The sequence below is a fragment of the Methanosarcina mangrovi genome, from assembly GCF_052057765.1.
Classification (GTDB): domain Archaea; phylum Halobacteriota; class Methanosarcinia; order Methanosarcinales; family Methanosarcinaceae; genus Methanosarcina.
On record NZ_CP195120.1, the window covers coordinates 1,124,445 to 1,147,680 of the forward strand.

14 protein-coding genes, 1 tRNA gene and 2 pseudogenes are annotated in these 23,236 nt (G+C 41.3%); 7 read left to right on the forward strand and 10 right to left on the reverse strand.

The window, feature by feature from the left end; genetic code table 11:
- Positions 1 to 186: 186 nt before the first annotated feature.
- The gene (locus ACSAZL_RS05215; RefSeq protein WP_440947664.1) at positions 187 to 2,847 is read left to right on the forward strand and encodes a PAS domain S-box protein; all 2,661 of its coding nucleotides are present in this window, start codon (positions 187 to 189) and stop codon (positions 2,845 to 2,847) included.
- Positions 2,848 to 3,359: 512 nt separating this feature from the next.
- The gene (locus tag ACSAZL_RS05220) at positions 3,360 to 6,518 is read left to right on the forward strand and encodes a PAS domain S-box protein (protein ID WP_440947665.1); all 3,159 of its coding nucleotides are present in this window, start codon (positions 3,360 to 3,362) and stop codon (positions 6,516 to 6,518) included.
- 124 nt (positions 6,519 to 6,642) lie between these two features.
- Here the strand turns inward: ACSAZL_RS05220 and ACSAZL_RS05225 are convergent, their stop codons facing one another.
- The 6 genes and pseudogenes from ACSAZL_RS05225 to ACSAZL_RS05250 form a co-directional block, all read right to left on the reverse strand.
- The gene (locus ACSAZL_RS05225) at positions 6,643 to 7,308 is read right to left on the reverse strand and encodes a nucleotidyltransferase domain-containing protein (protein WP_440947666.1); all 666 of its coding nucleotides are present in this window, start codon (positions 7,306 to 7,308) and stop codon (positions 6,643 to 6,645) included.
- Positions 7,296 to 7,760: an NUDIX domain-containing protein gene (locus ACSAZL_RS05230; RefSeq protein ID WP_440947667.1), complete on the reverse strand. Its 465-nt coding sequence runs from the start codon at positions 7,758 to 7,760 to the stop codon at positions 7,296 to 7,298. Before ACSAZL_RS05230 ends, ACSAZL_RS05225 begins: the two co-directional genes overlap by 13 nt.
- A gap of 610 nt (positions 7,761 to 8,370) precedes the next feature.
- Positions 8,371 to 9,018: a methyltransferase cognate corrinoid protein gene (locus tag ACSAZL_RS05235; protein WP_440947668.1), complete on the reverse strand. Its 648-nt coding sequence runs from the start codon at positions 9,016 to 9,018 to the stop codon at positions 8,371 to 8,373.
- 32 nt (positions 9,019 to 9,050) lie between these two features.
- Positions 9,051 to 10,511 (reverse strand): annotated as a pseudogene (gene mttB / locus ACSAZL_RS05240) ([trimethylamine--corrinoid protein] Co-methyltransferase).
- A gap of 234 nt (positions 10,512 to 10,745) precedes the next feature.
- Positions 10,746 to 12,134: pseudogene (gene mtbB, locus ACSAZL_RS05245) on the reverse strand ([dimethylamine--corrinoid protein] Co-methyltransferase).
- A 22-nt stretch (positions 12,135 to 12,156) separates the two neighbouring features.
- Positions 12,157 to 12,861, reverse strand: coding sequence for a cobalamin B12-binding domain-containing protein (locus ACSAZL_RS05250; RefSeq protein ID WP_440947669.1), 705 nt, complete (start codon positions 12,859 to 12,861; stop codon positions 12,157 to 12,159).
- Positions 12,862 to 13,369: 508 nt separating this feature from the next.
- Between ACSAZL_RS05250 and ACSAZL_RS05255 the strand changes: the two genes are divergently transcribed.
- The 4 genes from ACSAZL_RS05255 to ACSAZL_RS05270 all read left to right on the forward strand — a co-directional run bounded on the left by ACSAZL_RS05255 (position 13,370) and on the right by ACSAZL_RS05270 (position 18,197).
- Positions 13,370 to 14,437, forward strand: coding sequence for a hypothetical protein (locus ACSAZL_RS05255; protein WP_440947670.1), 1,068 nt, complete (start codon positions 13,370 to 13,372; stop codon positions 14,435 to 14,437).
- Positions 14,438 to 14,463: 26 nt separating this feature from the next.
- Positions 14,464 to 14,751, forward strand: a complete 288-nt coding sequence (locus ACSAZL_RS05260) for a hypothetical protein (protein WP_440947671.1) — start codon at positions 14,464 to 14,466, stop codon at positions 14,749 to 14,751.
- Between the two features lie 204 nt (positions 14,752 to 14,955).
- Complete coding sequence (locus ACSAZL_RS05265) at positions 14,956 to 16,056, forward strand: hypothetical protein (protein ID WP_440947672.1); 1,101 nt, start codon at positions 14,956 to 14,958, stop codon at positions 16,054 to 16,056.
- Positions 16,057 to 16,826: 770 nt separating this feature from the next.
- Positions 16,827 to 18,197: a monomethylamine:corrinoid methyltransferase gene (locus ACSAZL_RS05270; RefSeq protein ID WP_440947673.1), complete on the forward strand. Its 1,371-nt coding sequence runs from the start codon at positions 16,827 to 16,829 to the stop codon at positions 18,195 to 18,197.
- A gap of 328 nt (positions 18,198 to 18,525) precedes the next feature.
- On the opposite strand, the gene ACSAZL_RS05275 is transcribed toward ACSAZL_RS05270, so the two are convergent.
- The 3 genes from ACSAZL_RS05275 to purD form a co-directional block, all read right to left on the reverse strand.
- Positions 18,526 to 18,610, reverse strand: a tRNA-Leu gene (locus ACSAZL_RS05275).
- A 205-nt stretch (positions 18,611 to 18,815) separates the two neighbouring features.
- On the reverse strand, positions 18,816 to 19,724 hold the full coding sequence (argF, locus tag ACSAZL_RS05280; protein ID WP_440947674.1) for an ornithine carbamoyltransferase: 909 nt from the start codon (positions 19,722 to 19,724) through the stop codon (positions 18,816 to 18,818).
- Positions 19,725 to 19,847: 123 nt separating this feature from the next.
- Complete coding sequence (gene purD / locus ACSAZL_RS05285; RefSeq protein WP_440947675.1) at positions 19,848 to 21,149, reverse strand: phosphoribosylamine--glycine ligase; 1,302 nt, start codon at positions 21,147 to 21,149, stop codon at positions 19,848 to 19,850.
- A gap of 1,049 nt (positions 21,150 to 22,198) precedes the next feature.
- Between purD and ACSAZL_RS05290 the strand changes: the two genes are divergently transcribed.
- Positions 22,199 to 22,510: a carboxymuconolactone decarboxylase family protein gene (locus tag ACSAZL_RS05290; protein WP_440947676.1), complete on the forward strand. Its 312-nt coding sequence runs from the start codon at positions 22,199 to 22,201 to the stop codon at positions 22,508 to 22,510.
- A 41-nt stretch (positions 22,511 to 22,551) separates the two neighbouring features.
- On the opposite strand, the gene pyrE is transcribed toward ACSAZL_RS05290, so the two are convergent.
- Positions 22,552 to 23,115, reverse strand: coding sequence for an orotate phosphoribosyltransferase (gene pyrE, locus ACSAZL_RS05295; RefSeq protein WP_440947677.1), 564 nt, complete (start codon positions 23,113 to 23,115; stop codon positions 22,552 to 22,554).
- Between the last annotated feature and the right edge of the window lie 121 nt (positions 23,116 to 23,236).

A 23,236-nucleotide genomic window follows, 5' to 3' on the forward strand; every position in this document is an offset into this window, starting at 1 on the left:
AAAATGAAATACGGACTTATTCCAGTAAATCTAGCAGATAAGATATTTATCACATCGTTTCTATATAAAAAAGCCCGTATATACATATCAAATTATAATATTTGCTTTTATGAATAGATTAAAACTGGTAAAGTTTGAATGCTCAGATAAAGCGAAAATATTGTGGTAGATTTTGACTCTTTATCCATGCCAGAGAAGAATATGAGAAATGGTAGTATAGATCAGAAATCGCAGGGGAGTGAAAAGCTCTACAGGATGATATTCGATCACAGCGTGGATGGTATTATCCTGACCGATCCAGGAGATGATGGGAAAATCCTATCAGCTAATCCAGCAGCTTGCCGTATGCTCGGATGGACGGAAGAAGAGCTTGTCGGCAAAGAATGCGATGTAATTTCAGATCTGCAAGAACCGATGTTATCAGCTTTATCAGATGAACATACTCACTCTGGATCAGCAAGAGCTCAGCTTACTTACAGGCGCAAGGATGGAACTACATTCCTCGGAGAGGTAAGCACTACCTTCTTTACGGATAGCAACGGAGAACCTCGAACAGTCGCCATCATCCGGGATATCACTGATCGCAAGCAGGCTGCAGAGGCGTTGCTGGAGAGTGAGAACCGATATAAGGCAATATTTGATAATAGTCTTGATGGCATTTTTGTTACAGTTCCGGACGGAACTATTCTTGCAGCCAATCCAGCCGCTTGCCAAATGTTTGGGATGACAGAAGAGGAGCTTATCCGGGCTGGAAGAAACGGTACTGTGGATACGTCCGATCCAAGACTTAAGTCTGTACTGGATGAAAGAGCCAGGACTGGCAGGTTCAGGGGAGAACTCAATCACAGGCGGAAAGATGGTACTATCTTCCCAAGTGAGATATCGAGTGCATTGTTCAAAGATAAGAACGGCCTTACAAAAGTTGTCATGGTCATCAGGGACATCTCTGAGCGAAAGAAGGCTGAAAACACATTGCGGGAGAGCGAGGAAAAACTACGCCTTTTGGGCGATAACCTACCGGACAGTGCGGTATATCAGTATGCCCATGAGCCCGATGGCAGTGTCCGTTTCTTATACTTCAGCGCAGGTATCGAGAAGCTCAACGGCATTAAAGTATCAGATGTGCTTCGTGACCCGGGCACGCTACATAGGCAAATCCCGCAGACGTATTTCGAACGACTCGTCGAAGCCGAGGCGTGCAGTGCCCGCGAGCTGTCTGACTTTAACATGGAAATGCCTATGCAGCTGCCTGATGGCCAGGTGAAGTGGATGCGATTGCACTCCCGTCCTCGCCGGCTGCCTGATGGCCGAACGGTATGGGATGGCGTGCAAACTGATGTCACTGAGCTTAAACGGGCTGAGGAGATGCTGCGCGAGACCGAATTGAGTTGTAAGATTGCCGAAGCTGTCGAGTCCGAACGGCAGCGGTTCTTTGATGTGCTGGAGACACTGCCGGTAATGATATGCCTGTTAACACTTGACCATTATATTGCCTTTGCCAACCGCAGTTTCCGTGAAAAGTTCGGCGAGTCAGGAGGTCGGCATTGTTATGAACATTGTTTTGGGAGTACACAGCCTTGTGAGTTCTGTGAATCATACAAAGTACTTGAAACCGATCAGCCCCATCATTGGGAAGTTACCATCCCGGAAGGAAGCGTGATTGATGTCTACAGTTTCCCCTTTACTGATGTTGACGGTTCTCCCATGATCCTCAAGATGGACATTGACATTACCGAGCGCAGGAAAGCAGAAGAAAAACTTCGGGACAGTGAGGAAAAGTACAGAAATATTGTTGAGACCGCAAACGAAATTATACTCATAACTGACAAAGAATCCATAATCACTTATGTTAACAAGAAAATGGTAGACATGCTCGGGTATACTTTGGGAGAATTTGTTGGTAGACCAATATGGAACTTCATCAGTGAAGAATGTAAACCTGTTGTCAAAATGAACCTGGAAAAGAGGGTGCAGGGAATAAGTGAGAGTTATGAATTAAAATTAATACGTAAAGATGGCTCATCCCTCTGGACATTTCTAAATGCTAAACCTCTTTTTGATAAGGAAGGTAAGTATATAGGCGCTATGAGTATGCTAACAGACATCACCGAGCGCAAAAAAGCTGAAGAAGCTCTCAATATTATCGAAATTGCCCGTAAAAAGGAAATCCATCACAGAATTAAGAATAACCTTCAGGTAATTTCTTCCCTTCTGGACCTGCAGGCTGAACAGTTCAAAAACCGGGAGAACATTAAGGATTCGGAAGTTCTGGAGGCTTTCAGGGAAAGCCAGGATAGAGTGGTATCCATGGCTCTTATCCATGAAGAATTATACAAAGGTGGAGGGTTTGAGACACTAAACTTCTCGCCATATATTAAGGAACTTGTTGAGAACCTTTTCCAGACATACAGGCTTGGAGATATCGACATCAGCTTAAACATCGATCTTGAAGAGAATGTTTTCTTTGATATGGATATTGCTGTTCCGTTAGGAATGATTGTTAATGAGCTTGTTTCCAATTCCTTCAAACATGCATTTATAGGGAGAGACAAAGGAGAAATTCGAATCGAACTTTACAGGGAAGAATCCACAGAATTTGAAAGCGAAAACCGTAAGAGCACAAATTACGTTCTAACCGTTTCAGACAACGGCGTAGGCATTCCTGACAATCTTGATATTGAAGATCTCGGTAGTCTTGGTATGCAACTGGTAGTTTCCCTTATCGATCAAATGAATGGTGAGCTCGAACTGAAAAGGAACAATGGCACAGCATTTACTATGAAATTTACAGTGGCGGAAAAAGATAATCTGGCTCAAGTAGGCTTAAAATCACAAGAAAATGGATAAAATTAGTGCGAGAGGTGGTATTCGAAAGCACGAATTCCTACGAGACTATACTCTGAAGTTCACCTGGATTCGTATCTATCTTAGCTCTTTTGACTTTAGCTGATAAGCTAGTGAAATGAAGTACAAACAAAGATTAATTAATCTCCTTTTATTTATGTGAAGCATAAATAAAATGAACACAAATTTGCTTCTTTATATTTACATTTATATTTGCTTTTTTTAGTACATATAATCGAATATTTATTATAATGATTTAATAAATTATTAAGTTTTAATCTTAATAAAGATTTTAAACTTTTTTACAGTAATTATGTTTATTCTCGTGCTCTAAGTTCTTTAGAAATTACTTATGTCAATTATTTTTTGCCGTTGACGATACGTTTTAATATAAAGTCTTAAATTTAATTCAATTATATAATTATTTTGAATTAAAAATGTCTTTTGCTGTGAGCGGGTCACAATTAGTAACGAGAAGGCATAGTGCAACTAAAGAGATGGAGCCATATGGGAAAATGAAAACGAGAATGAAACACTTTTCTGCTAAAAACCCTAATCCTGTACTTTGTGTTGAAAAGGATGATACTGTTCATTATTCAAATGAGGCAGCTAAGCCTTTATTAATCAAATGGGGCGTGGAAATCGGAGAAAAACTGCCTTCCCATATCGGAGATATTGTGGAAGGGGTACTTTGCCGGAATAGACCCGAAAAAATGGAAATTAAAGTGGGAAAAAAAGTATACCTGGTCACGTTTCAACCCTTACCCGAAGAAGAATGTGTGAACATTTATGGATTCGATATAAGTGATCAGAAAGTGCTTGAAGAAAAACTTCGGGAGAGTGAGAAGAAACATTGTATCGTAGCAGATAACACCTTCGACTGGGAATTTTGGCAGGGCCCTGATGGTCGTTTCCTGTACATATCGCCTTCTTGCGAGCGGGCCACAGGATATGCGGTCCGGGAATTCATTGACAACCCTGATCTGCTCCAGGAAATAATACATTCGGACGATCGGCAGGCATTTCTCCAGCACAAGCACGATATGTTACCGAGTCTTCATAGTGATATCGAGTTTCGCATTATATCAAAAGGTGGCGAAATAAGATGGCTTCATCACCTGTGCCAGCCCGTCTACGACGGTAAGGGATACTACGCTGGAAACCGGGGCAGCAATCGCGATATCACCGAGCGCAAGCAAGAAGAGCACCGGACTCACAGATACAACCGTATTCTTGAGGGAATCAACTGGATCTTCAGCAATGTGGTGCAGGCAAAAACAGAAGAAGAACTGGGGGAAGCATGTCTATCCGTAGCCCTAGAAGTGACCGACAGTGAGTTTGGTTTCATTGTTGAAATGGGCGCTGACGGGCTACTGCACGATGTTGCAAAAAGCGTGCTGGCATGGGAACAGTGTCGTATGTACGACAGGACAGGGCATCTTAATCTTCCGAGAGATTATGCTGTCCATGGTTTGTATGGCAGTGTCATAATCGATGAGAAAAGCTTCTTTACCAATAATCCGCAGTCACACCCGGACAGCAGAGGCTTGCCGGAAGGACATCCGCCAATCAAATCGTTTCTTGGCGTTCCTCTTGTCCTGGACGGAAAAACGATAGGTTTGATTGCTGTAGCAAACCGTGAAGGTGGCTATAGCTACGAGCAACAGGAGGATCTCGAAGCTATCGCGCCGGCGGTAACGCAAGTTCTGCAGAGGAGAAAGGTTGAACAGGAGCGCAAACTTGCTGAACAAGAATTAAAGGCGAGCGAGTTGCGGTTTAAGGCACTGGTGCAGGATCTGGAATCCGGTGTTGTTCTCATTGATGGCGAAGGTAAATTTGCAATATATAATCCTGCATTTCTGCAAATTTTCAATATCTCTGAACAGGAACTCGAGCATATGAAGATTCAGGACCTTAGCTGGGATATGTGGGATGTCGTCGATAAGGATGGTAATGCTCTGCGGTTTGAGTCTCACCCCGTACAGTACGCCAGGATTAATCGCAAGCCGGTAAAGAATCAGGTTATCGGTGTACGTCGTTATTCGCACGAAGATTGGGTGTGGACGCTTGCTAACTCCGAGCCTCTGTTAAATCCCGATGGTAGTATTAACATTATAGTTTGTACTTTTACAGACATTACACAACTCAAGAATACAGAGGATGCCCTTAAAATAGCAAATGAAACACTGGAGGAAAAAGTTAAAGAACGTACCGTAGAGCTCGAAAAAGCTTACAGCACATTGAAAGAAAAAGAAGAACTTCTTTCTGATGCTCAGGAAATGGCTCATATTGGAAATTGGGAACGGAACTTTGTAACTGGTAAATTAAACTGGTCTGATGAAATGTATCGGATTTTCGGACTTAAGCCTCAAGAGTCTGAAGTAAATTATGGCTTATTTTTAAGTCACTTACATCCAGATGATCAAGACTATGTTGATAATACTGTTAAAGGAGCTTTAAGCGGAAAACCCTTTAGTATTGATCATAGGCTAATTCTAGCCAACGGAGAAGAGCGCATAGCCAATTCTAAAGGTGAAACTGTTTTCGATAAGGAAAATAATCCTGTCCGGATTAGAGGGACAACGCAAGATATAACAGACCTTAGAATCGTTGAAGAGAAAATTAAGACTTTGGCGAATATTGTAGAATCATCACTGGACGCTGTAGGAACTTCATCCCTTGATGGCATTATTCTCAGCTGGAATAAAGGAGCAGAGCAGGTTTATGGTTATTCCGCGGAAGAAATTCTCGGAAAGCATGTATCCACTCTGGCTCCATCCCATTTAGATAAAGAAACACTGAAATTAATTGAACTGATTAAACAGGGAGAAAATATCCGTCAATATGAGACTTCACGACTAAAAAAGGACGGAGAGGAAATATATGTCTCAATAACTCTTTCTCCGGTTTTTGATACTAACGGAAAGCTGTCAGCTGTCTCGTTCATTTCCAGAAATATAACCGAACGCAAAAAAGCTGAAGAAGCTCTGAGAAATTTTGAGCTTGCCAGTAAGAAGGAATTACATCACAGAATCAAGAACAATCTTCAGGTAATCTCCTCTCTTCTGGATCTTCAGGCTGATTTGTTTAAAGGCAAAAAGACTATCACAGATTCAGAAGTGTTGAAAGCTTTCAAAGAAAGCATTGACAGAGTTCTTTCTATTGCTCTTGTACACGAGGAATTGTACAAAGGTAAAAATATTGATCTGCTTAACTTTTCGCAGTATATAAAGGAATTAGCTAATAATCTACTTCTAACATACAGCCTCAAGAACGATGTTAGTTTAAATTTCGATATGGAAGAGAACATTTTCTTATATATGGATACTGCTATTCCATTAGGGATAATCGTCAATGAACTGGTTTCAAACTCCTTCAAATATGCATTTCCTGACAGGGATAAAGGAGAAATCCGAATCAAACTTCGTAGAGAAGAAAAAGGAAAATGCAAAATCAATGGCTGTAAGTGTGCCGACTTCGTTCTGACAGTTTCAGATGACGGTATAGGCATTCCTGAAAATCTTAATATCAAAGACCTTAATAGTCTTGGATTTCAGCTTGTAACTTCTCTTGTAGACCAGTTGGATGGGGACTTTGAACTGAAAAGGAACAATGGCACAGAGTTCACTATGGGATTTTCAGTGATAGAAAAAGATAAATCTGGCTCAAGTTAACTTTAAACCACAGGAAAATGAGTACAAAAATTTGGAGTTATGAGGCAAAAAAGATTTACGTAGCAGGGGGCATAGTTATATCTATAAAAATGAAATTTAGCAACACACAGAGTATGCCTTTTTTTTAAGATTTGAATATTGAATTTTGGCACCATTCAAATAATGCACTAAAATACTCGTCAAAATGATACTCCTTTTGATTTTTCAATTCCATAGCTTTAAGCAGAACTTTTTTATCTTCATCTGGTAATTGAGAAAGCAGCTCTCGTTTTGTCAGTATAAAATTTCCTGTGTTCTGAAAGTGAATGTTCTGCAAAATAAAAAAGACGGATTTATATGCACTTGGAAGCTTCATTATATTTTTTTCTCTTGAATCATGAATATATCGGTGACATAATTCGTGGTACAAATTATTAAGACTCATTTTTATATAAGTTCTTTCATCTTCCACCGTATATGTGGGGACAAACTCTGACAACCTCCCATAATAATCCTTTGTGGTATGAACAAGCTGGCATATTTCACATGGGTTCCAATTTTTGATATCCGATTCTCCGCATATGAAACCGCACGATTTATCGCCATTTCCACATTCGTCAATTATTTCCCGATAAGTCTCCATATCATTAATTGATAATCTATCAAGAATAACCATTACGTCAATATCACTGATTTCGTCGGCCTCTCCTCTAAAATAACTTCCCTGCAATCCGACATATAATAACCGTGAACTGTAATTTTGCTTTAATAAGTCGATCAGCTCTTTAAAATAAGTATCTATTCTAAGCATTCCGGATCCCCCGCTTCTTCATTTCCCAAATATACTTTGTGCGGTTTTCCCTCATAAAGGTTCATAATCTGCCTACGCAGCTTTGAAGGATACAGAGGCTGAGTATTGAGCGTTTTTATATCCAACCAATCATATCCAATTTGATTTGTGTCACCGTGTAAGGCTATGTTGGGAATCTCGGCGACATATTCACACAGGAATACTAAATCCACCCGATGAAACCTCTCACCATGAACACCTTCAACAGCAAAAACCAGTTCTTTCGGAGTAACACTGATTCCCAATTCTTCGGAAACCTCACGACAAGCGGCATCAGGGAGCAGTTCCTCTGTTTCCTGCCCTCCGCCAGGCATGATATACCAAACTTCACCATTCTCCTGCAATTTTATTGCAAGCATCTTACCGTTTTTAATTATCAAAGCTTTTGCAGAATTTCTTATCAATCGACCCATAAGCTGCTCTCCCTATTGTATAATAATCTCACTGGCAAAATCACTGGATTTTAAATATGGCTACAATCCTTTGAACATGAAATATTGACCTGTGCCAGAAGAGTTCGAATATTGAGTTTGATCGAAAATTGAATTTTGCTTGGGAATTCAAGATTTTAATCCAAAAATGTAAAAATCACTAGATTTTGGAACTGAGTCGCAGAATCGCTAAAAATATACAATCGTACACTATATCCTCGATTAGCTATCTATTGATATAGTTGATAAACAGCGAAGTTTTGTAACAATGCATTATAAATGATCACAGATTTAAGTTTTGTTTTATAAGGTTCTGTTAATACCCAATAGATCATAAATGCTGTAATGGCTGATAATATGTCTTTTAAAAAAAGAAAGAGTGCGAGAGGTGCGATTCGAACGCACGAATTCCTACGAAACTGGACTCTGAAAAACATATCTCTGTGTAATTTAGAGCCTATCCAAAAAGTGGTTGCCTGCTAACTTTCATAATATGCAATACAAAACCGGATGGCTACCCGATCTCTGTGACTTTTAAGTATTTATTGCTGACTTTTCGGATAGGCTCTTAAGCTCCTGTTACAAGCAGAAATTAGAATAAAGCATTGAGCTTCGCTACTGCATCTTCCGCATTTTCAGCATAAATATCTGCACCAATCTTATCAGCCCATGCTTGGGTAACAGGTGCACCACCAATCATGGTTTTAAGGTCTGCGCGAATACCTGATTCCTTGAGCTGTTCTTCAATCTGGATCTGGTTTACCATTGTAGTGGTCATAAGTGCAGATGAAGCCACTATATCTGCTTTGACTTCTTTTGCTTTCTCTACATAGGTTTTGATGTGTACATCTCTTCCAAGGTCTACAACCTTATATCCAGCAATCTTGAGCATAGTCGCTACAATGTCCTTTCCTATAGAATGGATGTCTCCTTCAATAGTACCAATGACAACAGTAGCCTTGGATTTTGTTTGAGTACTGGTCCTTTCAAGTTCAGGAGTCAGTATATTGATAGCTGCCTGCATTGCATCTGCTGCTGCAATAACATGAGGGAGAAATAATTCACCAGTTCCAAACTTCTCTCCTACCTCTAACATTGCTGCTGTGAAACCCTCTTCTATAAGTTCTGCAGGGCTGACGCCTGCAGCAAGAGCTTCCTTAGCCACCTCCCCTGCAGCTTCATCATCAAAATCTAGGATTGCTTCTTTTGCCTTTGCAATAATTTTTGTTTTTGTGACCATGAATTTACCTCGTTTTTATCAATTTACCTTTATTAGTTTTCTGCAACAATTTTGTCAACTTTAGCTACAATTGCCTTCATATCCTTGAGGATATCAGCATCAATTGGCTTTACCTGGTGGCTCTGCAGAATATTCAGCACTTTATCGTGTGCTGCACTTGCGAGATCTTTTGAGCCTGCTCTCTGCCAATCTCCAAACATCTGCCTGTTCATGATAGAAGGATGCGAAGGGAGATTGATATTCTTCAATGTGGTTTTGTGTGAAAGGAAGTGACCGCCAAACCCTGTATCTTTGATAGCTTTATATGCAAGCGTGTCTTCTGTTACAGGGATGCCGTCTCTGGATTTCATTATCATGCCAATGAAATCATTGTCCATCACAAGTTGTTCAAGCGAAAAGGTCATACCAAGCTCAAGCATACCTGCGCCATATATTACACTGGCACCTGCATATGCAGGGATAAGTCCAGTAATGGTTTTCTCATGCCCTGCTTGGGCATCAGGTACCTTTGCGTCTCCCTAAGAACCTGCTACAATACATGGCAGACCATAATACTGTGCCAGCTTTGCAACTCCTGCGCTTATCATTCCAAGTTCTGGAGACCCTACAGGTGCTGTCCCTCCCTTTATGTCAAATGCAGTGGTAGAACTACCGTATTGAGTAGGATGTCCAGGTTTGAAAAGTTGGGTTACGACCAAACCGGCAAGTACTTCAGCATTATGGGTTACAAGTGTCCCTGCAAGATGCACTGGTGATGATGCTGCACTCATAGCCATGCTCAGAACCATCATTGGTATGCCGTATTTCGTAGCCTGAAGCGCCATTTCACATATCGCATAGTCCAGTTCCAGAGGACTTGTTGGGCAAGAACCTACCGTAAGCAGTGGTTTATTTAGAGCTTCTTCTTCATCCCCTCCATAAACTGCCTTGACCAATTCAAAGTAATATGGCATTTTATCGGGTTCAGGGTCTACCATAATATGTTTTGAAGTGTTCTCCATAAGAGTCATCACTTCATGCATGGTCCTGGAAACAGGTTCAGTAGCCAAATCTATTGCAGAAACAGGAGAACAAAGGTAACTTATATTGGGTGCCCAGTCCACAACTTTGGTTATGTTTGCAAGATCCTGCAAAGTGCTGTCTCTCACGTGATAGTCGATGGGTCCCCTGTAATCAGCCATCTTGGTTCCAATACCAAAATTGGTCCAGTTTACTTCCTTCCCATCACTTGTCAGATTGACAATGTTCTTTTCATCACGACCATAAATAGTGTATGATGAAGGAGCAGTTTTAATTGCTTTTAGAACAAGCTCTTCAGGAATCTTTACAACACCCGTTTCATCATTGACATCACAGCCATTGTCCCTGAGAACTTTTCTAGCATAGTCGTGTGAAACCCTTATTCCAGGATCGGCCAGTACCTTCAGTGTGGCCTGATGAATGGCTTCTATTCCCTCTTTGCCAAAGAGTTCAAATTTAAATCCATTTGTCATGTTTTGCCTCAGTTATTTTAATGATAAGCTCCGCTAGCAGTTACACATAGATTCAAGCAGAAAATTCTAACTTTTTAGGTTAAGCTAAAATATTTTGAATTGCAATAGCTGAACTAGACCAAGCCACCATTAACTGGGTAAAGATGGCTTGGATACTCATTAATAATGTAAACATTGTGACTCTGTGGTAGATCCATTTCAACAGAGTTACTAGTAATGTTTATTTTTCTATTCTTATCTTAGCAGATCAACACAAGGAATTTTTATATCAAGCAATTCTGCAATCTTGGCTTTTGCCTTTAATCCCTTTGCCTGACCAGGAACTGCATTGATCGTTCCTATTCCAAGTTCTTCTCTAATTTCCTTCATCGCATATTCATCAGAGAGTGTAAATACATCGGTTCCAAGTTTCTGTGCAACGTATTCTTTTGCTTCTTTTAGCCTCATGCCTTTCATCTGCATTCTAAGCACAAGGTCACCTGCTGTTCTTATTCCATGCATTCCTACTGACATCTCATTGGTAATCAGGAACCCTACAGGATCCCCGAGCCCGCACTATATGCCATCAGCACGGCCTACTTCCACCAAGGCTTTTGCAGCTCTTGATACAGCATCAATTGGAGCAATTTCAACCATAGGTGCTCCGCAAACACCCATTCCGAGATTTGGATGTATGGGGATATCCGCTACTCTGGAGCATTCTTTCATTATTGCAACGGTCTTTGCTACGGTCCATGCAACGGACTTTTTGGTGTTTGTATTTACAACAGGGCCAAAAATAGTAGCTCCGGATTTTGCTGCAACTTTTACCTGTTCATGAGGCATCATTCCTCCAAGGGTTTTTCCGTCATATTTAAGCCCTCCATGCATGCCCATGACAAAGTGATTTGCCATATTGATAGCTACAGCCATTCCGGTTTCTTTAGTTATTTTTTCTGTAGCATTGAGTACAGCAAGAAACTCAGCATCTCCAGCTGCTGCTGCAGTGTCAATATTTATAGCATCTGCTCCAACTCTGGATGCCATCTCTGCAATAAAATATACGTCTTTTATGGAAGATGGGATTATCTCCTCATATGTCTTTAGTCCTTCTTCGATTTTTCCGGCAGCCATAAGGTCCCCACAGTTCTCGAACGGGCCGTCCGGTTTATAATAAGCTCCCATATTTGGCATCGTAACAGCGATAAGGGGAGCAATTGAGTTCATAAGTAATGCTTCAATCTCTTGTTGGACTTGTATAATAGAGACGCTTGTACCTTTTGAGTTGCCGCCTCTGAATGCGTTCATAACACAATCCAGACCAACAGCTCTCTCAGCAACCATGTTTGCGGTTGTGGTGCTTGTAGGAATCCCTACCCCACCATATTCACTGTAGTTCATTAATATGGTGTCTGGAGCAACATCTGTGCTCATGACAATCAAATCTTCGGGACATACACTTACAACTCTTTCAGGGGCAGTGAAGATTTCCAGAAGATGGTCTTTTTCGTCATCTGTAATATCTGGAACCTTAGCTCTTTGAGCAGCTTCGCTTGCACCGGCTTCGATCTCTTTTTTGAGCTCTTCCCGTGTCATCTCTACACGTCTGCCGTCTCCCATTCTCGTATAATATCTAGAACCCATTCTCTGAACTCCTTTTTTGGTTTTATGCTTTTAGCATTTCACGGGCTTTAGTGACAGCTTCACTGGCGTTCTCTGCATAGGCATCTGCTCCTATCTTCTTTGCCCAGTGTTCAGTACATGGTGCACCGCCAACCATTGTCTTCACTTTGTCACGAATACCTGCTTCTTTCAGCATTTCTTCAAGTGCTGCCTGTCCCTGCATGGTTCCTGTCATCAAAGCTGAGGATGCTACAATATCTGCATCGATTTCTTTTACTTTCTCAACAAACGAAGTTAGAAGTGCATCTCTTCCGAGATCATATACTTCGAATCCATTTGCCTGAAGGAGAATTTTTACAATATTTTTCCCTATGTCATGTACGTCTCCTTCAACAGTTCCAAGGACAACTTTTGCAATTCCTTCTTTTTTTTCTGTTGCCGGAATATCCTTTTTAACCTTGTCTACAAGCTTGTTCATAACGGATGCTGCCATCATTACCTGAGGTAAAAATATTTCCCCATTCTCAAACCTGCTTCCTATCTCTAACATTCCTACAGAAAGTCCTTTTTCTATAATTTCAACAGGGCTCAAACCTTCAGACAGGGCGTTTTCAATTGCAGTTACACCTGCTGTTTCGTCGATGTTTAAGACTGCCAGGCTAAGCTGTTCCAAAAGTACTTGCTTGCTCATTTTTGTCGCCTTTTTTATTGATTTAGTTCTATTTTTTTTGCATTCTCCTGTCTGCATTTCTAATATTTAAATTTTTTTCTTGAATAGCTATATATACTTTTCTGAAAGATGGGAACTTATTTATACTAGTTTATTTGCCCCATTAATTTACTTTAAATAGTGAAGATGACTTTAAGATTACAGATCTTGGGTATTTTTCTAATATATAAGTTTTTTTCTAGTTATACTATATAAATTTTTCCCATACAGAGGAAGATATATATACCGATTTATTCGATATAGAATTTCATCCATAAAAATCAAGTTAAACAGCGAGCTTGTAGCACATACCTGTAAAATTTCCCCAATATGTAATGTTCCAACCCGGAACTACTCACCCTAAGAAATTTTGTTTCCTCCCATACTCTGTTTTTTAAAATCTTCGTACGCAGAATTACTGTTCAGAACAAGTATGGATAGGAATCAGATCTAAGATCTGAAATTATTAGTATAGGATGAAAGTTTTGGAAGTTCTAAATAAGGCTTCAAGCTGCAATTTAAAATGGAGTATTTATGGAGTGTTTAGATGGATTCTGATCTAAAAAACATAATCAAAAATGAAAGCAAAAATCGCGTGAAATGGGGCTTTATAATTGGATTACTTTGTGCCATTTTATGGGGTTTTGCTTATATAGCTTTTGCCATGCAATGGCTCGTTCCGCCATTTAATGACCTATCAGCCTTTCCTGAAGGTGCTACAGGGATGATGGTGGCTACTGCCACAATGCTTACAGTCCAGGCATCTATTGCAATTGTCATATTGAGTATTTTTTATCTTGGTGGAACTGGAAAACTCGCAGATTTACCAAGAACAATTCTTACTTATAAAATTTCTAAATGGTATGCTCTGGCTGCAGCTTTTGGAGGTCCAATTGCAGTCTATGGCACCACACTTGCAATAGGTTATATTGGCGCTGCATTTGCCGCGTCTGCTGCAATTTTGACGGCTGTAGTCGGTGCTTTTGTTGCCAAGTTATGGTATGGCGAAAATATCACAAAAAGGGCATGGATGGGAATTGGAATTATGATTTTTGGAGGTATTTTTATACTAAATCCTGTCCAGACTATTGCAGAAATTACAAATCCTACAGCACCAGATGGACTCTGGCTTGGATATCTAGGCGCTATCGTATCCTTTATCGGTTGGGGTATTGAAGGTGCTGTTGCCGGAAGGGTTATTGATCTTACAGACTCGGATACCGGCCTTCACGCTCGGTTCTTTGCTGAACTTTTGATCTGGATTGTCGTTATTTGGCCTATCTTCCTTATGCTTCTGGGACCAGATATTGTGGTTACTGCTCTTAAAGCAGCATTTTCAAGCCCCTCCTTCCTTATTTGGACTACGCTGGCAGTTTTGACAGCCAATTTGTCTTATGTTTTCATGTGGAAAACTTATCCGCTTATCGGTGTAGGCAGAGGAATGAGCGTTTCAACACTTTATGTTCTATTTGCGATAATTGCACTGTATGTGTTTATGGGATCGCCTACTGCTTGGTGGGTCGTTCTCGGTGCAGCTATTGCGGTAGTCGGAATTTTTGTTATGTATTGGGACAGTGGTGATTCTCTGCTTGAATCTACCCGTTCATCTGAATAAGTACTTTAAAATTATGAGATGATAAAATGGCAAAATTACCTATGAAATCCAGACTTGTCCAGATCCTCTATCATCAGAAGGAAGCCTGGGATTATGAACTGACAGGAAATCTTCTAGCAGAATACGGAAAAAACAGTGACTATTGGAAGTGGATGGCCCGATTCTGGATGACTGAACTTTCCTGCGGTGGTATCTTTGATATAGTAGATGCAAAAGCTGACGATGGCAGCCAGTTTGCTAAAGGCAAGGTACTATACAGGTATAGTATATCTGAATTCGGAAAATCTCGCGTAGAAGAACTTCTGGAGGCCTGAATATGCTTTTTCACATTGATGGAGTTTGGGCATTTCAGAATGCGGACTATGTTTATCTTGTCCTGATATTATCACTGGATTTGCTGGCTTTGTACATAGGCCGAACTTTTGTGAAAAACATCTAAAAAATAGGCTCAGACTTGAGCTACATTCCCGGACATACTTCTTTTTCCGGGACTATTCTTCTTTTATTGAGGTGTTGAGATGAATTCAGAATTAGAAGCCGTTGTTAAGGCTGAGAACAAAAAAAGAGTTAAATGGGGTTTCATTTGGGCTTTTATTTGTGCAGTTCTCTGGGGCATGGGATACGTAGCCCTCACTATTCTGTGGCGTGTCCCTCCATATAGTGATTTTGTAATATTTCCTAAAGGATCTGCTGGAATGACGGTTGCAACTATCAGTATAACTTCTGCCATGGCTATAATTTTTGCACTCGTATTAAGTGTTGTTTGGGTTACCAATACTGGAAAACTTTCAGATCTTCCGAGGACAGTTCTCTTTTTTAAGGCATCCAAGTGGTATGCTTTTGGTGCGGTATTTGGTGGTCCAATTGCAATATTTGGATCTACAATTGCAATAGGTTACATCGGTGCTGCTTTTGCCGCTTCATCTGCTCTTCTCTGCAGCGTAGTAGGCGCTATCGTTGCCAAATTCTGGTATGGTGAAAATATCTCAAGAAAAGCTTGGATTGGAATTTGCCTTATTGTTCTGGGTGGTATATTCATATGGAATCCTATACAAATGATTGCTGAGATTGCTAATCCAGCGGCACCAGAAGGAATATGGATAGGTTACTTTGGTGGTTTAATGTCTGCAATTGGCTGGGGCATGGAAGGTGCTATTGCTGCACACGCACTGGATATTACAGATGCAGACACCGGTGTAGTAACTCGATATATTGCTGAATCATTCATATGGATTACATTGATATGGCCGGCTTCCATGGTTATATTTGGAGTCAATACAATGGCATCTGCCTTGGTAGCTACTTTCTCCAGTTCCTCTTTTATATTGTGGATGGTGATTGCCGCTATGTCTCTAGGTATATGCTATGTGGCTTTGTATAAAGCCTATCCTCTTATCGGTGTAGGTCGCGGTCTGAGTATATCTACCCTTTACGTTATTTTTTCAATTATTGCATTGTATGTATTTTTAGGTGAGCCAATTAAATGGTGGCTTATTCTTGGTGCATCTATTGCAGTTATTGGTACTTTTGTCATGTATTGGGAAAGCAGTGATTCGTTTCTAGAGTGCACGCGTGGCTGTAAACCAGTGATTGTGGAAATAGAAGGAGGTAGCGGATGATAAAAAAGCGAATGAGAAATGAACTTTTGTTTACTAATACCTGACTTAAAGTATCTCAATCTAAAAGCGCCTTCAATTTTACAACAGTATCACTTCCGTTTTCTGCGTAAATTCTTCTCATGTCTGTCAAGTCTAAAAAAATAATAGATTAGACTTGGTGCTAAAGGAACGGAGGTAAGAGGAAGAAGGAATGGCGAACCTTTTTCCTCTTTCACAATATGTTGGATCGGAATTCATGAACCACTTAAAAAAGTATCTCCGATTGACACATTATGAATATAATGCTTTATGCTATCTCCTCATGTGCTCAATCGCCAGGATATTAACTTGTTATTTGTTACCATTTGACTGCCAATTTTAATAAGGTCTGCCTCTCTCAGACCTTCCAGTTTTCTCATCTCACGTTCTTGAGCAATGAGGAGATACCTTGTAAAGACGCTCTTAGATTTTGGAGGTTCAATTAACTTAGCTTTACAGAGTTGTGAGCGATCTTCTATGCCATTTCTTTTTATGTAAGTGAGTTATCTGGAGTATCATAATATTCTCCCTGGCACACTTATATCTTTATTATTGTTATATATAATTTCCGCCAAATACGAAAATTATTTATATTATTTAATCAGAAAGAGTTTTATATGAGAACATAAGTAGGATTTCAAATGAAATTATCGTGAAAACTTGCTACTCTTTAGTCATGGATGACAGATGCAGGTTTTACAGTTCAAGTTACATTTACTGAAGAAGTTTATTTATATATAGGCTGAGAATTTATGTTGAATAATATGTATCTTCCAACAAGCCAGAAGTTTGATAAGCGACAGAAATTAACGCAGAGAGAGCATGAACTGCTTATCTATGAGACCACTCTAGAGCTTGTCAAAAGTTATGATGTCGTATTTAATAGAAGAGAACTGATACCTTCAGATTTTAAAATGGCAGACAGAGTATATAATGCTGCCATTGAGCTTCTGGAAAGGGTAGGCATTTTTTTTAGTGATGAAGAGAAGGTGTTGGAATTAACCAAGGACGATATATGGACTGCTATTCAGTCCAAGCGTCGTTCATTCATGATTGGGCAGGGGATTGACACAACACAATTGCGCTTCAGGGATGTACTGGACGATAGAATGCCAGTTATAATGGGAGGTCCAACTGCAGTACCTGTATCCAGTGAAATGTATGTGCCTATTCACAGGTCATATTCAAAAGTAGGTACAATCGATTCTATTGGTCCTGCTACTATCCATAGATTACCTGGTAATGATCTTATCAAGCCCCTTGTCAGCCTGTACTCTGCTCATGAAGCAATAAGTGGCTTAAAGCAGGCCTGTGAACTTGAGGGCAGACCTGGACTCTGCTGTGTTAGCCCTCCCTTTGTTGAAGATGTCAGGACTGCTCTGTCTATTGCCAACTCCAAGATTATGGGACAGGGGGATTTTCAGGAAATGTATCCTTTACCAGACCTTACAGCAAAAGTCGACGAGATTTTAAAGGCTTCTCATTATAAGCTGATAGGTTCAAACTACATTTGTACTCATACAATGGTTATGGGGGGGATGACAAATGGCAGTGCGGAACAATTTGCAATTCAGATTGTTGCAGAAGCCCTGAAGTCAAATACACTATACTCCGGGATATTTTTCAAGGTTCCAACAAATGTAAAAATGCCGACTTCTACTTCCGCAGATACTTTGTGGGCTTCCTCTCTAGCTTCCATTGCTATCTCGAGAAATACTCACTGTATATCGGGAACAGTGGTTAATAATTTTGCAGGCCCGTGCACAAAAATGTCTTTTTATGAGACAGCAGTACAGACTATAGGGTGCACTGTTTGCGGAGATGATATTATTTCAGGTCCGGTTTTGAATAATGGAAGCATGGTTGACCATGCAGCCGGGCTTGAATCGCAATTTATGGCAGAAATTGCAGAACTGGCAAGGACTTTATCGATAGAAGATAGCAACTTCCTCTGCATGCAGCTGTATGAGAAATACAGGAATAAGGTCAAGATGCCGGAAACTGGAAAGAGCTTCCCAGAGTGCTATGATCTTACTACACTTACACCTTCGATAGAATACAGGAACAAGTATTCGAGTGTAATTAAAGAAATATTTGAACTCCTGAGCAATGGGCTCAGGTAAACTATTCTATTTAGATAAGGGTAGTGGGGGCGAGTTACTGAAAACCATAAGCTTACGAATCTCTCCACGTTTTTTTCAAACATGGGATGTGTGCTCGTTTTTTCAGATTTGATCAATGACCACCCCCCACGACCTAGATAAGAAAAAACCGATAATAAAAGAATATTTTTAAAGCGTTATACTGCTAAATTAACTGCAGGAAAAGGTATTCAAATCTATCAAACTTTTCAACCTAATGTTAAGTCCGTTGCCTTAGAAAACATCTTGCCACAACTTAAATGAAACGTAAAGAATCAAATTAAGCATAGAATAATTAAAAAAGGATAAATGCGAGAGGTGCGATTCGAACGCACGAATTCCTACGAAACTGGACTCTGAATCCAGCGCCTTTGACCTGGCTGGGCAACTCTCGCACAATGTAGCTCGTGTTTCAGCAGCACATAGTAGTGCTCTTTGTTTTTATACTTTTTCCTTGAAATCCTTTTCGGGATATGAAAATCCGGGTTACTTTTTTAAGGCTTTTACTTTGTAAGGAAAGAAGGTAATAATGTTTCCTTTCAGGTTCGGGACCCATTCGGATATGGGCTTTTGAAGGTAAGGGTGGAAATTGATGAAAATTCATTTCATCAATTTCAGGATAAGGGCCTTCTGGGCATGCAGGCGGTTTTCTGCCTCCTCGAAGATTACGGAGTTCGGGCCGTCCATTACCTCGTCCGTAATTTCAAGGCCTCGTCTGGCGGGTAGGCAGTGCATCACTATTACGTCCGGCTTTGCAACGCCGAGGAGTTCGGTGTTGACCTGGAAGGAAGCAAATTCTCTCAGGCGCTTCTCCTGTTCGGCTTCGTCTCCCATGGAGACCCAGACGTCGGTATAGATGACGTCGGCGTCTTTGGCTGCAACTTTCGGGTCGTCCGTGATTGTAAACTTGCCTCCGAGAGCTTTTGCCTGTTCGAGGAACTCGGCTTTGGGTTCATAGCCTTTCGGGCAGGCAACGGCAAACTCCATTCCCATGATAGCCGAGCCCAGCAGAGCTGAGTTGCAGACATTGTTTCCGTCTCCTACCCAGGCGAACTTCAGGCCTTCGAACTTTTTCTTGAACTCCATGATGGTCATGAAGTCCCCGAGGATCTGGCAGGGGTGTTCCCGGTCTGAGAGGGCATTGATCACGGGCATGGTTGAATATTTGGCAAGCTTTTCCACGGTATCGTGGCTCATGACCCTTGCCATCAGCCCGTGCAGGTAACCTGAAAGGGTCCTGGCTGTATCTTCAATGGTTTCGCCTCTGCCGACCTGGATATCCCTGGAGTTCAGGTAAAGGGCATGCCCTCCGAAGTCTGCCATTGCAACTTCGAAAGATACCCGGGTCCTTGTGGAGGATTTCTCGAAAATCATCCCGAGACTTTTGTTTTTCAGGTACTCGGTAGATTCTCCTGCTTTGCGCTTTGCTTTCAGGTCCGCTGCCGATTCAAGGAGTTCGTAAATCTCCTCCTTCGACAGGTCAGTTATTGAAAGTACATCTCTCTTCATTGTCTCAAACCCCGACTTCGTTCTGGCCGAATTTGAATTTTTATACTACTGCATAGTACTTATTACACTCAGTATTATATTCACAATATTACTCGCAGTACTCCTGCATAGCTTTTGAAACAGTCAGCCTCTGAGTTCTTTCATATGGTCGATTCTTTTCTGGATAAGACTGGTAGTGCCGATGTCTTTCCGGAAGAAGAGTTTACCCTGAATATTTTCAAGAGCATTCTGGGCGATTTTTTCTGCAGCTTCTATTGTTTCTGCACGCCCTACGACAGCAACGGCGCGGGAGCCGGTGGTGTAAATTTTTCCATCTTTTTCATACACGCTTGCATAGTAGACTGAAGCTTCTCCCACGTCTCCTACAAGCACTTCACTGTCTTTTTCAGGATTGTCCGGGTAGCCTGCCGGAACTGCATATTTGCAGACCGTCGCTTTCCTGCTGAACTTTACTGGCAGGTTTTCGAGGGTGCCTTTTACCACAGCCGACATAATCTCTACAAAATCGGTATCAATAAGAGGGATAACATTCATAGCTTCAGGGTCTCCGAACCGTGCATTGAACTCCACGACTTTGGGCCCGCTGGCTGTAAGGATGAACTGGCCGTAAAGAACGCCCTGGTATCCCGTCTCCGTTTCCTCACGCAGTGCTGTTACGGTATGCTGCATGATCTTTTTTGCCTGTTCAATATCTCCGGCAAGCATAAAAGGAAGAATTTCTCCCGCATCGGTGTATGATCCCATCCCGCCCGTGTTAGGGCCAAGATCCCCTTCATAAGCTCTCTTATGGTCCTGTACTGCAGGGAAAAAGGCAAGGTTTTTTCCGTCCACAAAAGCCTGGAGGGTAAATTCTTCTCCTATGAAACGTTCCTCAATAACTACGGGTCCTTTCTCCAGAAGCTCGCTTGTATATTCCTTGGCAGCTTTGAGGTCAGGGAGCTGGTCCCCCATCACCTTTACGCCTTTCCCGCCTGTAAGCCCCGAGGGTTTGACTGCAACATCGCCCAGCTTTTCAATGAACGCATGTGCGGGAGCCTCTTTCGTGAAAACCTCATAGGCAGGGCAGCCTTCGATTCCGTATTTCTTCATGAAATTCCTTGCCCATGCCTTATCAAACTCAATAACCGCACAGGCTTTTTTAGGGCCTACGACAGGGATCCCGGCTTCCCAGAGGGCATCTGCAACTCCGGCAGCAAGCGGTGCTTCAGGCCCCACAAAAGCCATCTCAATATTCTTGGCTTTTGCATATTCAACGATTTTTGCAACCTCGGTTTCCTTTTCAAGCAGGAAATCCTCACAGAGGGCGGCAATTCCGGGGTTTTTCTTTGCCATTAACGCATAAAGGATGGGGTTATGCTTGCTTTTTTTAATTCCTTCGGCGATTGCGTGTTCCCTTCCGCCGCCGCCGATAAGCAAAATCTTCATTTTCATTCTCCTTGTTCAAAAAAATTTATTTTTTAACCTGAAATTTGTTCTTGATATCTGAGGGGGAAATTCGGTAAAGAAAAGGTGATGGATTCTGGGGGCTCGCAAGACCTTTCTTTCGACTTCAAAAGTATTTTTATCTTTATGAATGATATTTTTAGCCAATAACACAATAAAGGATTTCCTAATTCTCTATTTCTTCTGATAAATATCTTCTCATTGTTAAGCTTCAAATTTATATAAAAATTCAGTTAGTTTTAACTTTTTTTTGAAGTTTAGCTTTCCAGCCTGCTTCAAAGCTTCATTTTAAACACTTTTTATCAAAAAAGGCTCCTGAACAGTCATACTTTAAACGCATTTAAACCAAACAAGCGTAGAATTTCAAACGAAGATGTTTCTAAAAAGAATTTAACTGTGGAGCTTGAATTTATGTTTTTTATAAGTTGCTACGGCTGTCCTGATTGCGCCACCCTAATTGCGATTCGCCGAGTTTCGCCTCGGGAGTACGCGGTCTGTTTCGCTGCGCTCAAGAGGACCAACTTAAAAACGACGGATAAATAGAGAGACACAGGAGAGGAGTCTTTCTCAAAAAGACTAAAATGAAGAAGAGAAACGAGTGAATAAATACTATCAATACTATCAAAAAAGCTGTAAATACAAACAAAAAAAGAACAAATCAAATTATATTAAAAAATACTCTTCTCCTGTGTTTCTTTTTCATTCAAACTTCTTTTTTCTACTTTTTGGGAATGGCCGCCAGACAAGCTGGCGGAGGCATCTTATGAAAGTTGGATTACAAAGTGGCTTCCCAGGTAGAGGAAAGGATTCTTCAGGCCAGGAAGGTCTTTTTCCAGAATTATTGATTTCTCTTAACACCTGAACTCACATGTTATTTTTTCTTGAGTGGCAGATTAACCGGCTTCAGCCCTGCAAAGAGGGGAAGGAAAAAATAAATGATCCGGTTTCGGCTATTCTGAATAGTATCAATTGTATCAACTGTTAGTAAGGAACAAACAAAGCGAGTAAAGTCATTTTAGGAGATGAAATCCATGACTCAAAATCCATTTGAAATCTTCCAGAACGAATGTCCCGAAGTCGCAGCACGTTTTAATGACCTCGTTGAAGCTCAAAAGGCTTTAAAAGGACTGGATGCCAAATCAAAGCAGTTAATCAACATTGCTATCCAGACTGCGAATCGAAATCCGAGAGGCGTGCAGATGCATGCAATGATGGCAAAAAATGAGGGTGCTACCCGTGAAGAGATTGTCGGTGCGGTTGTCTTAAATCTCCACCATTCCGGTTTTTCTAAAGTCCTCGAGTGCCTTCCTGCCGCGATTAAAGGATTCGAAGGTGAATTCTAATTGTTGAAATAGAGGTTCGGGAAAGTGCCCAGGCACTTCCCTTACTTTAGGAGGTCACTTGCAGTTACCAGAGGCACAAGTTCGGCATCTACTTCTTTCAGTTTTTCCCCTGCACCTTCTTCCCGGTCCACCACGGTGATGACGTATTTGACCCGGGCTCCTGTTTCCCTGACTACTTCGATTGCGTCCCGGACCGAGCCCCCGCTGGTTGTTACGTCTTCGAGCATTACCAGCCTGTCTTCGGGTCTGAGGTCTCCTACAAACCTGCTTTTTGTGCCGTATTCCTTAACGGATTTTCTGACTATCAGCAGGGGGAGCTCGGTTTCCAGGGAAACAGCGGTTGCCAGAGGAACTCCCCCAAGTTCGACACCTGCAACCGTGTCCACATCCATTTCCCTTACCCTGAGGGCTGCCTGCCTGGCAATAATTTTCAGGGTTTTGGGATCGGTGCTGGCTTTCTTGATGTCGATGTAGTACTTGCTTTTCTTTCCCGAGGCGAGCGTGAAGTCCCCATAGCGGACAGCTCCGCAGGCTTTGAGGGCTGCGATCAGTTCCTGTTTCTGTGTCTCGATTTCGTTTCCTATTTCTGGTTTTGATTGATTCATTCTTTCACCAGGAGTTTTTCCCATTTTCTCAAGTTTTTCTCTTATACAGGGTCTTCCTTATACAGGGTCTTCCTTATACGGGGTCTTCTTCTCATGCGGGGCTTCATTATTTTTTCCCGGG